The 11173-nt window shown below is 68.1% G+C and carries 10 protein-coding genes and 1 pseudogene; all 11 read left to right on the top strand.

Features of this window, described 5'->3' with window-relative positions:
- The coding region (locus tag V7004_RS04215; RefSeq protein WP_334142395.1) for a c-type cytochrome at positions 1-891 on the top strand (891 nt) is incomplete at its 5' end.
- Positions 888-1856 (top strand): hypothetical protein, encoded by a 969-nt coding sequence (locus tag V7004_RS04210; RefSeq protein WP_334142394.1) that lies wholly within the window; start codon positions 888-890, stop codon positions 1854-1856. The genes V7004_RS04215 and V7004_RS04210, both read left to right, overlap by 4 nt.
- Before the next feature lie 3 nt (positions 1857-1859).
- Entirely contained in the window at positions 1860-2327 is a 468-nt protein-coding gene (locus V7004_RS04205; protein ID WP_334142393.1) for an NADH-quinone oxidoreductase subunit A, read from the top strand.
- Positions 2327-2815, top strand: a pseudogene (locus tag V7004_RS04200) (NADH-quinone oxidoreductase subunit B); the annotation flags it as partial. The gene V7004_RS04205 and the pseudogene V7004_RS04200, both read left to right, overlap by 1 nt.
- An 86-nt stretch (positions 2816-2901) precedes the next feature.
- Positions 2902-3447 (top strand): NADH-quinone oxidoreductase subunit C, encoded by a 546-nt coding sequence (locus V7004_RS04195; RefSeq protein ID WP_334142391.1) that lies wholly within the window; start codon positions 2902-2904, stop codon positions 3445-3447.
- Between the two features lie 5 nt (positions 3448-3452).
- The gene (locus V7004_RS04190; protein ID WP_334142390.1) at positions 3453-4799 is read left to right on the top strand and encodes an NADH-quinone oxidoreductase subunit D; all 1347 of its coding nucleotides are present in this window, start codon (positions 3453-3455) and stop codon (positions 4797-4799) included.
- Positions 4799-5416 carry an NADH-quinone oxidoreductase subunit NuoE family protein gene (locus V7004_RS04185; RefSeq protein WP_334142389.1) on the top strand — a complete coding sequence of 206 codons (618 nt, stop codon included), beginning with the start codon at positions 4799-4801 and terminating at the stop codon, positions 5414-5416. The genes V7004_RS04190 and V7004_RS04185 overlap by 1 nt, the downstream gene beginning before the upstream one ends.
- Complete coding sequence (gene nuoF, locus V7004_RS04180; RefSeq protein ID WP_334142388.1) at positions 5416-6801, top strand: NADH-quinone oxidoreductase subunit NuoF; 1386 nt, start codon at positions 5416-5418, stop codon at positions 6799-6801. Before V7004_RS04185 ends, nuoF begins: the two co-directional genes overlap by 1 nt.
- A complete protein-coding gene (nuoG, locus tag V7004_RS04175; RefSeq protein ID WP_334142387.1) occupies positions 6794-9286 on the top strand; it encodes an NADH-quinone oxidoreductase subunit NuoG in 2493 nt (830 codons plus the stop codon). The genes nuoF and nuoG overlap by 8 nt, the downstream gene beginning before the upstream one ends.
- Positions 9283-10509, top strand: coding sequence for an NADH-quinone oxidoreductase subunit NuoH (gene nuoH / locus V7004_RS04170; protein ID WP_334142386.1), 1227 nt, complete (start codon positions 9283-9285; stop codon positions 10507-10509). Before nuoG ends, nuoH begins: the two co-directional genes overlap by 4 nt.
- Complete coding sequence (gene nuoI, locus V7004_RS04165; RefSeq protein ID WP_334142385.1) at positions 10509-11171, top strand: NADH-quinone oxidoreductase subunit NuoI; 663 nt, start codon at positions 10509-10511, stop codon at positions 11169-11171. Before nuoH ends, nuoI begins: the two co-directional genes overlap by 1 nt.
- The last annotated feature ends 2 nt before the right edge of the window (positions 11172-11173 follow it).

Below are 11173 nucleotides of genomic sequence, written 5' to 3'. Positions count from 1 at the left end.
CTCGCGGTGATCGGGGTGACGCTGCCGCTGTACTGGTTGGCCGAGCCGGGCCGGATGGAGGGCCGGGTGGAGGCGTACAACGAGACGTTTATCAAGCGGGGTGAGGAGCTCTACAACACCGGCGCTCAGTGTGCGGCGTGCCACGGTCCGAAGGGTGTGGGTGGTGCCGCGAACTACACCATCACCGCTCCGAACGGGGACTTCGTGGCCCAGGTGAGCTGGCAGGCTCCCGCACTCAACACCGTGCTGTTCCGCTATTCGCGCGACGAGGTGCGCAACATCCTGATCTACGGCCGTGGCTTCTCCCCCATGCCCGCGTGGGGGGCCGCGGGCGGCGGCCCGCTCACCGATCAACAGATCGACAACATCATTGACTACCTGCAGAGCATCCAGCTCTCGGGCCCGGAGGCCCGTGCGGAGGTCGAGAAAGAGCTCGCCGACACCTGCGCTCCCGACGCGGAGGGCAAGTGCACCGCCCCGGGCGGGCACTTCGCCACGCTCGGCGAGGCGATCTTCAACATGGGGCTCTACACCAAGTTCGCCGGCGGGGCATACTCCTGCGGTCGCTGTCACACCGACGGGTGGTCCTACGGCAAACCGGGCGTGCCGGGTGGTGGCGCCTTCGGCTGGAACCTCACCGGCGGTCGTTCGCTTCGGCAGTTCCCGACCGCAGAGCAGCAGATCGAGTTCGTCTCCGTCGGTGGTGTGGCAGGCAAGTCCTACGGCACCAGCGGCCTGTCCGGGGCCGGTCAGATGCCAGGGTTCGGGGTCAACCCCAACGTCACCCCTCCGAACATCCCGGGCCCGAAGATCTACCCGATGTCCCCTGACCAGGTGATGCTCACCGAGGAGCAGATCGCCGCGGTCGTCCAGTACGAGCGGAGCTTGTGAGCGTGAATCTCCTCACCGTGTTCGCCGGCATCGCCTGGGATCCCCACATCCGGGGGGTGCTCGTCGTCGTCGTCGGCGTGGCCGTCCTGATGGGATCGGTGTACCTGCTGCTGGCCACCAACCTCGGCACTCGTCTGGGGATGTTGGTGTCCCTCGCCAGCCTCAGCGGGTTCATGGTGATCCTCACCCTGATCTGGTGGCTCGTCCCACCGGGGATCGGGCCCCGGGGCACGAACCCGTCGTGGAAGCCCGTCGAGATCTACGTCGACGACCCCCAGGACCCAGCACCGCCGAAGACGGCGGAGCTGGCGCGACTGCCCTTGCCCCAGGACCTCCCTGCCGCCGATCGGATCCTGGCGGAGCACCCCGAGGTGGCTGCCGACTTCCCGAACGGCGCGACGCTGTCCGACCTGCAGAACTCCCATCCGGACCTGGTGGCGCAGTACCTGCAGAAGGAGGCACTCGGCGGCTGGCGGCTGGTCTCCTCCGCATCGGCCGGCGAGTCACAAGCGGCCGCCGACGCCGCGCTGAAGGCCGCGAACTTCTTCCCTGATGCCACGGCCTACAAGAAGCTCGACACCTTCGAGTACGGCGGCAAGCCGAGCCTGGCCCAGGAGTGCCCGCAGGCCAAGGGTGGCAAGTTCCTCCCGGACGAGCCGCTGTGCCGGATCTGGCTCAAGATCCGCAACACCCTGACGCTCAAGCACCCCACCCACTTCGCGGTGGTGCAGGTGCAAGCGGTCGTTCCCCAGCAGGCCAGGCCGGGTGAGGCGCCGCCGCTGCCCGTCGTCGACCGCAACGCACCGGTCGTCTCGGTGGTGCTGGTACGTGACCTGGGCAACGTGCGGCTGATCCCCTTCCTCTACTTCGTGATCTCCTTGTCGCTGTTCATCTTCTTCGCCCTCGTCCTGCACTACCGCGACAAGACGCTCGCCAGGAACCTCGAGGCGGCGAAGGGGGCCTGATCGATGGCCCAGTACCTGCCCATCTTCGCCCTGCTCGTCCTGGCAGTCCTCTTCGGCGCGGTCAGCCGGGTGGCGCAGCGCCTCCTCGTCCCGCCGAAGCCGACACCTCCCAAAGTCGCACCCTACGAGTGCGGCATCATCCCGACCCGGGAGCCCCCCGAGCGGTTCCCGGTGAAGTTCTTCCTCGTCGCGATGATCTTCATCGTCTTCGATATCGAGATCATCTTCTTCTTCCCGTTCGCGCTGGCGTTCCGGGACCTGGGCGGCTTCGGGATCGCCGCAGTGGCGATCTTCGCCCTCGCGGTGTTCGAGTCGTTCGTGTACCTCATCGCCAAAGGGGCGCTTGAGTGGGGACCGGTCCGGCGTGAGCGCCCGTCCGAGTTGGTGAGCCCGACCCGCACGGCCGCGACCACGGTCCGGCGGGTCGGCACCGAAGGCCGACAGCCCGCTGTGGTCGGCGAGGCAGCCTGATGGCTGGCGGGGGATTTCGCGAGGAGGGGTTGGCCGGGCTGCAGCACAACCTGCTCACGGGGACGTTGGAAGGGCTGGTCAAGTGGGCCCGGGCCCGCAGCGTGTTTCCCGCGACCTTCGGCCTGGCGTGCTGCGCGATCGAGATGATGGCCACCGGGGGCCCTCACTACGACCTCGCCCGCTACGGCATGGAGGTCTTCCGCGCGTCACCTCGGCAGGCCGACCTGATGATCGTCGCCGGCCGGGTGTCCCAGAAGATGGCCCCCGTCCTTCGGCAGGTCTACGACCAGATGATGGAGCCGAAGTGGGTCATCTCGATGGGCGTCTGCGCGTCGACCGGAGGCATGTTCAACAACTACGCACTGGTGCAGGGCGTCGACCAGGTCGTCCCCGTGGATGTCTACGCCCCTGGTTGCCCACCCGGGCCGGAGACCCTCATGCACGCCATCCTGACGCTCCACCACAAGATCCTGACCGGCGAGATCACCCGCCGGCCGGGGCAGGGAGCCGGCGTGGTGGTCGACCAGCGTGACGGGCAGACACAGGCCCGCGTGGTGCTCGGGAGGTCCTGACCGTGGCCGAGGAGTCCGAACAGGCCCTGACGGCTGAGCAGGCCGAGCAGCTCGAGCGTCCGACCGAGCCGGCGACCCTCTACGGGGTGCCGGTCACGGCTGCGTTCGGCGATCAGGTGCTCCACGTCGATCGGTCCGGGTACCTCGATCTCATCAGGGTGCTGTACGACGACGGCTTCGTGGTCTGTGTGGATCTCACCGCAGCCGACTACCTCACCCATCCCGGGCGTTCGGGCCTGCCCACCGGTGTGGTCCCGGAGCGCTTCGAGGTGATCGTGAACCTCCTCGACCCGCGGGGGCGGCGCCGCATCCGCGTGCGCTGCCAGGTTCCGGCCGACGATCCGGCGATGCCGAGCCTGTGGGGCCTCTACCCGGGCACCGAAGCTCCGGAGCGTGAGGTCTTCGACCTGTTCGGCATCACCTTCGACGGTCATCCTGACCTGACTCGCATCCTCATGCCCGAGGACTGGATCGGTCATCCGCTCCGCAAGGACTACGAGTCCGGCCGGATCCCCGTTCAGTTCAAAGGCGCACCCTCGAACCGTTGACGTCCATGAGCTCGACCGACCGACAACTCGCCGCCGAGGCGGACGTGGCGTTCACCTCTGAAGGCAGCCAGGAGCTCACGAGCCGCGGTGTGGCGGCCGCAGCCGAGCGTCTGCGCGAGCAGGGCGCGGTGTTGCGGTTGTCGGAGGCCGAAGCCGCTGCGCAGGCCGAGCTTGAGCGGGCACCTGAAGACGAGACCATGATCATCAACATGGGGCCGCAGCATCCCAGCACGCATGGCGTGCTGCGCCTCATGCTCGAGTTGCAGGGCGAAACCGTGCTGCGATGCAAGCCGGTCATCGGCTATCTGCACACGGGGATGGAGTGGACCGGTGAGGAGCTCACCTACCTCCAGGGCCCCACCAACGTGACCCGCATGGACTACGCGTCGCCGCTGTTCAACGAGCTCGTGTTCTCGATGTGCGTGGAGAAGCTCCTCGGGATCGAGGTTCCCCCCCGTGCCGTGTGGATCCGCATGCTGATGACCGAGCTCAACCGCATCGCCTCGCACCTGCTGTTCCTGGCCACCAACGGCATGGACCTGGGCGCGGTCTCGATGATGCTCTACGGCTGGCGCGAGCGTGAGGAGGTTCTCCGCTTCTTCCAGATGGTGACGGGGTTGCGGATGAACCACAACTACATCCGACCCGGGGGTGTGGCCGCTGACCTGCCATCGGGTTGGCGCGATGGGGTGCTCCGGCTGCTCGAGATGATCCCACCGCGACTCGAGGAGTACGACACGCTGATGACCGGGCAACCGATCTGGCGGGAGCGCCTGCAGGGTGTCGGTGTGATCACCGCCGAGGAGTGTCTGGCGTTGGGGGTCACCGGCCCCATCCTGCGGTCGACGGGCTACGCGTGGGACCTGCGCCGCGACATGCCGTACCTGGCGTACGACGAGGTCGACTTCGACGTCGTCGTCGGCACGTTCGGTGACTCGTTCGACCGGTACGCGATCCGCCTCAACGAGATCCGTGAGTCGATCCGCATCGTGCACCAGGTCCTGGACCGCATGCCCGCCGGTGACTACCGGATCCAGGACAAGAAGGTCACCCCACCGCCGAGAGCCCGGATCGACGAGTCGATGGAGGCGCTGATCCACCACTTCAAGATCTTCACCGAGGGGTTCAAGGTCCCTGAAGGCGAGGCGTACGCGGCGGTCGAGTCGCCGAGAGGCGAGCTCGGCTGCTACATCGTGAGTGACGGTTCGGCGCGCCCGTACCGGATGCACATCCGGGCCCCGAGCTTCTTCAACATCCAGGCCTTGCCCCATCTCATGCACGGAGGCCTGGTCGCCGACGCGGTGGCCGTGATCTCCTCGGTCGACCCGATCATGGGTGAGGTCGATCGCTGATGGCCCGGCTGTCCCCGGAGAACGAAACGGTCGCTCGGGAGATCCTCTCCCGGTACCCGCGGCGACGTTCCGCGCTGATCCCGTTGCTTCACCTGGCTCAGGAGCAGGACGGGTATCTGGCGGAGGATGCCATGGAGCACATCGCGGAGCTCGTGGGCTGCACGCCCGCGCAGGTGCTCGGAACGGCGAGCTTCTACGAGATGTTCAAGCTGGAGCCGGTGGGGCGTTACGTGGTGAACATCTGCACCGACATCTCCTGCATGCTGCTCGGCGCGGATGAGCTGCTCCACCATGCCGAGGAGCAGCTCGGCATCCGGGCGGGTCAGACCACCGCCGATGGTGCCATCACCCTCGAGGGGGTCACCTGCATCGCCGCGTGCACCGAGGCGCCGTGCCTCCAGGTCAACTACCGCTACCGCTACCGGGTGACGCCGGAGGCCTTCGACCAGCTCTGCGAGGACCTGCGAGCGGGGCGAGCCGAGGGCGTGCCACCGCACGGCACGCTGGCCACCGTCCGCCAGCACATCCCCGCGGATCGAGCCGCCGGCCCGGCCGATCCGTCGAGCGGTGTCGAGCCCGCCTGGATGAAGGGCACCTCGAGCGGGGGAGGGGCGTGATGGCGATCACCGACGCCCCGAAGATCGTCACCAGCCGTTTCCGCTACGACGACGCTCACACGCTGGCTCGCTACGAGGCGACGGGTGGGTACCAGGCATTGCGCAAGGCGCTGGCCATGCCACCCGCGGCCGTCGTCGAGGAGGTGAAGGCCGCGAGCCTGCTCGGACGCGGCGGAGCGGGGTTCCCCGCCGGCGTGAAGTGGGGGTTCTGCCCGCCGGGGGTGTGGCCCCGCTACCTGGTGGTCAACGGCGACGAGAGCGAACCGGGTACCTACAAGGACCGCCTGCTCATGGAGCGAGACCCGCACCAGATCATCGAAGGGGTGCTGATCGCCTCCTACGCCGTCGGTTGCAGTCAGGCCTTCCTGTACGTGCGGGGGGAGATGGCCCTTGCGCAGGAGCGGATCGCCGCCGCGCTCAACGAGGCGTATGCCGCTGGCTACGTCGGCCGCAACATCCTGGGCTCGGAGTTCTCCCTCGACATCGTCCTGCACTGGGGAGCGGGCGCGTACATCGTCGGGGAGGAGACGGCCCTGATCGAGAGCCTGGAGGGCGAGCGCGGGATGCCTCGCCTGAAGCCGCCGTACTTCCCAGCAGCGAAGGGCCTCTACCTGCAGCCGACGATCGTCAACAACATCGAGACGCTGTCGAACGTGCCCTGGATCGTCGCCAACGGGGCGGAGGCCTTCAGCGCGCTCGGCGCGGAGACGTCGAAGGGCACCCGCCTGTTCGCGGTGTCGGGGCACGTCGCGAACCCCGGGGTGTTCGAAGTCGAGTACGGCGTCACCACGTTCCGCGACCTGATCTACGCACCCGTCTATGCCGGCGGCATCCGCGGTGATCGCCAGCTCAAAGCCTTCATCCCCGGGGGCGCGTCGTCCCCGTGGTTCTTCGAGGAGCACCTCGACCTGCCGCTCGAGAAGGTGACGGTCGACCGGGCGGGATCGATGCTCGGCTCGGGAGCCATCGTGGTCATGGACGAGACCACCGATGCGGTCAGGGCGTGCCACCGGGTGGTGCGCTTCTTCGCTGCCGAGTCCTGCGGCAAGTGCACACCGTGCCGGGAAGGCACGACCTGGCTCGAGCGCATCCTCAAGCGGATCCTCGACGGTCAGGGACGGGCGAGCGATCTGGAGTTGTTGCTGGACGTGGCCGACAACATCAGCCCGGGCATCACGTGGCCTCCGAAGCAGACCACCATCTGCCCGCTGGGCCCTTCCGCGGTCTCACCGGTTGCATCGGCGATCCGGCGCTTCCGCCACGAGTTCGAGGCTCACATCGCACGCAACCCGAACGCCGGCGGCGCCGTCGATGCCACCGGGTCCGGTGCGGCGAGACCCGCCGCGCTCGAGACCCCGGTGACGTTCGGAGGCCACCATGGCTGACCAGACCAGCGACGTCGTGGGCGAACAGGCCACCGATGGTGTGCCGGTGACGATCAACGGCAAGGAGCTCCTGGCGCTCGACGGCGAGCTGCTCATCGAGGCGGCCGAGCGCCACGGGATCTACATCCCGCGGTTCTGCTACCACCCCCGCATGGCCCCGGTTGGCATGTGCCGGATGTGCCTGGTCGAGGTCGATACCGGCCGCGGCGCGGCGTTGCAGCCGAGCTGCATGCTCACCTGCACACCCGGGATGGTCGTCGAGACCGAGTCCGACGTGGCCAAGAAGGCGCAGGAGGGGGTACTCGAGTTCCTGCTCATCAACCATCCGCTGGACTGCCCGGTGTGCGACAAGGGCGGCGAGTGTCCACTGCAGGACCAGACGATGGCCTACGGCCCGGGCGAGAGCCGCTTCATCGAGGAGAAGCGCCACTACGAGAAGCCGATCCCGATCAGCGACCTGGTGCTGCTGGATCGCGAGCGGTGCATCCTGTGCGATCGCTGCACCCGGTTCGCGGACACCGTCGCCGGTGATCCACTGATCCAGTTCATCAACCGTGGTGGCAACACCGAGGTGAACACCTTCCCCGGTCAGCCATTCGCCTCCTACTTCAGCGGCAACACCGTGCAGATCTGCCCGGTGGGAGCGCTCACCTCCGTCGACTACCGGTTCCGGGCCCGCCCCTGGGACCTGGAGGAGACGGAGTCCACCTGCCAGGGCTGCGCGGTGGGCTGCCGCCTGGCGGTGCAGTCCTCCCGCAACCAGGTCCTGCGGTACGTCGGGCTCGACGCCGACGACGTGAACTGGGGCTGGTTGTGCGACAAGGGGCGCTACAGCCACCAGGCGATCAACCACGAGGATCGGCTCGGTGCCCCGCTGCTGCGGCGTGGGGACGAGCTGGTGCCCACCCGATGGCACGATGCCTACGAGCAGGCCGCGAGCGCCATCCGCTCCGCACTCGAGGCTCGTGGACCGGCTGGCGTGGCGGTGCTGGGCGGTGCCCGGCTGAGCGATGAGAGCGCTTACGCCTGGGCGAAGCTCGCCAAGGGGGTCATGGGCACCGACAACGTCGACGCCCAGCTCGGCGACGGCCTCCCGGCCGAACTGGTGCTCGGCTTGCCTCGTGCCACCATCGACGAGGCGTGCACGCCCGGCGGCACGGTGATCCTCCTCTGTCCCGATCTCAAGGAGGAGCTGCCGGTCCTGTTCCTGCGCCTCCGGCACGCGGTGGTGAACGACGGCGTGACCGTCATCGACTGCCACCCGCACGCCAACGGGCTCACGGCGCTGGCCGCGGTGTCCCTGCCCGCCCGCCCGGGGGAGCAGGCAGAGGTAGCGAAGGTCCTCACCGGGGCTCTCGGTACCGAACGTGAGGTCGCCGGCGTCGCGCCGGATCGCCTTGCACGGGCCAAGGCCCTCCTCGATGCGGCGCAGGGTCCGATCACCGTGGTATTGGGGCGCCAGAGCGTCGGCGAGTCAGGGGCCGCCATCGCTGACGCGGCCTCCGTGCTGCTGTCGGGCGTCCCAGGGGTGCGGTTCCTGAGCGCCCTGCGGCGAGCGAACGTGCACGGCGCTTTGGAGATGGGCCTGGCGCCGGGCGTGCTGCCGGGCCGGGTCAGTTTGGAGGTGGGCCGGTCCTGGTACGCCGCTCACTGGCCGGGCGTGCCCGAGGCCAGAGGGCTCGACGCGCTCGGCATGCTCCGAGCAGCGGCGGCGGGCGAGATCGGGGCGCTGATCCTGCTGGGCGCCGACCCGCTCACGGACTTCCCGGACCGCAAGCTCGCCGAGGACGCGCTCGCGGGCGCAGCGAGCGTGATCGCCGTCGACCAGTTCCTCACCCCGTCGTCTCGCCGTGCGGGTGTGGTCTTCCCCGCCGCGGGATTCGCCGAGGTGGTGGGGACCACCACCAACCTCGAGGGCAGGAGCCTGCCGCTGGGTCAGCGGGTCACTCCACCAGGCACTGCGCAGCCCGACTGGGTGATCGCAGCGGAGATCGCTCGCCGGTTGGGAGCCGATCTGGCCATCACCTCCGTGCGCGACGCGCAGGAGGAGATCCGTCGCCTCGCGCCGTCGCGCGTCGACGATGGCGTCGTTGCGGACGTGGAGCTCCCCTCGCTGCTCGAGCATGTGCCTGCGCCAGCTGCCGATCCTCCTCCGGTCGACAGCTACTCGTTGCGGCTCGTGGCCACCCGCAAGCTCTACGACGATGGGGTCCTCGTCCAGCACGCCGCTTCCTTGTCGGCGCTCGCCCCGGGCACCGTCTTGCGGGTGAACGGTTACGACTTCGATCGGCTCGGTGTGGAGGAGGGATCGGTCGTGCGGGTCAAGTCCCCCCGAGGGAGCATCAACGTCGAGATCCGCATCGACAACGGCATCCCTCGAGGATTGGCCGCCGTCGCGGTGAACCAGCCGGGCGTGCCGGTATCCGAGCTCATCGACGCCTCCGAACGGGTCACCGACGTGCGGATCGAGAGGAGTGACACATGATCCTCGGATTCGACCCGCTGTTCGTCGACGGAGTCGACGCGGCCGTCGTCGGCATCGTGGTCCTGAAGGTTCTCGTTGTCTTCGGGCTCTTGCTGGTGGCGACGATGCTGATGGTCTGGTTCGAGCGCAAGCTGATCGGCGACATGCAGAACCGGATCGGTCCGGCCCTGGCCGGCCCCTTCGGGATTCTCCAGACGCTCGCCGATGGCATCAAGCTGTTCTTCAAGGAGGACCTGCTGCCCGAGAAGGCCGAGCGGCGTGTGTTCATCCTGGCTCCGTTCCTCTCCTTCGTCCCGGCCTTCCTCTTGTTCTCGATCGTGCCGTTCGGAGGTGACTTCAATGGCGGGAACGACGGGGTGGTCACCATCTTCGGGCATGACACGTTCCTGCAGCTCGCCGACCCGCCGATCGGCATCCTGTTCGCGTTGGCCATGTCGTCGGTCGCGGTCTACGGGGTGATGCTCGCCGGTTGGTCCTCTGGCTCGAAGTACCCACTGCTCGGCTCGGTGCGAGCCTCCGCCCAGATGGTGTCCTACGAGGCCGCTCTGGGGCTCTCCGTCGCCGCGGTGGTGCTCAAGAGCGGCACGCTGACCACCCACGGGATCGTGGCTGCCCAGGCTGCCGACGGGCCTGGAGGCTTCCTCCCGAACTGGAACATCCTCCTCGTTGGTCTGGTGCCGTTCGTCCTCTTCCTCATCGCGGGCACGGCCGAGCTCAACCGCCCGCCGTTCGACCTGGTGGAGGCCGAGCAGGAACTGGTGGGCGGATTCAACACCGAGTACAGCTCGATCCGCTTCGCGCTGTTCTTCCTGGCGGAGTTCATGAACACGGTGACCATGTCGGCGATCATCGTGACCCTGTTCCTGGGCGGCCCGGCGGGGCCGGCGCCGTTGGGGCCCGGATGGTTGTGGGGCTGCATCTGGTTCTTCGGCAAGCTGATGATCTTCCTCTTCACCTTTGTGTGGTTCCGGGCCACGCTCCCCCGGTTTCGCTACGACCAGCTCATGGACCTCGGTTGGAAGGTGTTGATCCCGCTCGCGCTCGGGTGGTTCCTGCTCCTCGCAGCGCTCGACGTCGGCCGTGAGCAGGGCTGGAACCCGGTCGTCGTCGCCGGAGTGTCGGTGTTGGTGCTGTTGGCCGGGGCCGGGTTGCTCCGCCTGGCAGTGAGCACGGCCCGCCGCACCCGGCTCGAGGAGGTGCGGGCCATGGGAGGTCTCGACTGATGGGCTACCTCGACGGGTTCCTGGTCACGGCCCGCCAGATCGGCAGGACGGTCACCACTCCGTACCCCGAGCAGAAGGCCCCCAAGCCCGAGCGGTTGCACGGCCGCCACGTCCTCAATCGTTACGAGGACGGGATGGAGAAGTGCATCGGCTGCGAGCTGTGTGCGGGCGTGTGCCCTGCCCGTTGCATCTACGTCCGTGGCGCGGACAATCCGCCGGACGATCCGGTCTCGCCAGGGGAGCGCTACGGGTTCATCTACGAGATCAACTACCTGCGCTGCATCCACTGCGACCTGTGTGTCGAGGCCTGCCCGACCGAGGCCATCACCGAGACCAAGCTGTTTGAGTTCTCGTTCCTCAACCGGGATGACGCCATCTACACGAAGGACGAGCTGGTGGTCGGTGATGACGGTCGCCCGAAGCAGCTCCCCTGGGAGGACTGGCGCGACGGTGAGGACCTGTACACCTCGGCGTGGATGCGGGCCACCGCGCCGAGCGGTGATGCCGACTTCGAGGGGCTGGTCGCCTGGTCGGGTGAGCTCGGATACGGCATCAGGTCTCCTGAGCCTCCCCAGCAGGACGCCGACCGGCCCTCACACCCGGATGAGGGTGAGGCCGGGGAGGACCGAGTGACCCTCGATCACGGGCACGGGGGGCACTGAGC

Source organism: Rhabdothermincola sp., from assembly GCF_036846205.1.
Taxonomy (GTDB): Bacteria; Actinomycetota; Acidimicrobiia; order Acidimicrobiales; family Acidimicrobilacustridaceae; genus Rhabdothermincola.
This window is presented reverse-complemented; position numbering and strand designations above follow the sequence as displayed.

Coding starts and splice junctions, on each gene's coding strand:
- nuoH (WP_334142386.1), top strand. CDS start 9,283: ATGATCCTCGGATTCGACCCGCTGTTCGTCGACGGAGTCGACGCGGCC.
- nuoG (WP_334142387.1), top strand. CDS start 6,794: ATGGCTGACCAGACCAGCGACGTCGTGGGCGAACAGGCCACCGATGGT.
- V7004_RS04190 (WP_334142390.1), top strand. CDS start 3,453: ATGAGCTCGACCGACCGACAACTCGCCGCCGAGGCGGACGTGGCGTTC.
- V7004_RS04185 (WP_334142389.1), top strand. CDS start 4,799: ATGGCCCGGCTGTCCCCGGAGAACGAAACGGTCGCTCGGGAGATCCTC.
- nuoI (WP_334142385.1), top strand. CDS start 10,509: ATGGGCTACCTCGACGGGTTCCTGGTCACGGCCCGCCAGATCGGCAGG.
- nuoF (WP_334142388.1), top strand. CDS start 5,416: ATGGCGATCACCGACGCCCCGAAGATCGTCACCAGCCGTTTCCGCTAC.
- V7004_RS04205 (WP_334142393.1), top strand. CDS start 1,860: ATGGCCCAGTACCTGCCCATCTTCGCCCTGCTCGTCCTGGCAGTCCTC.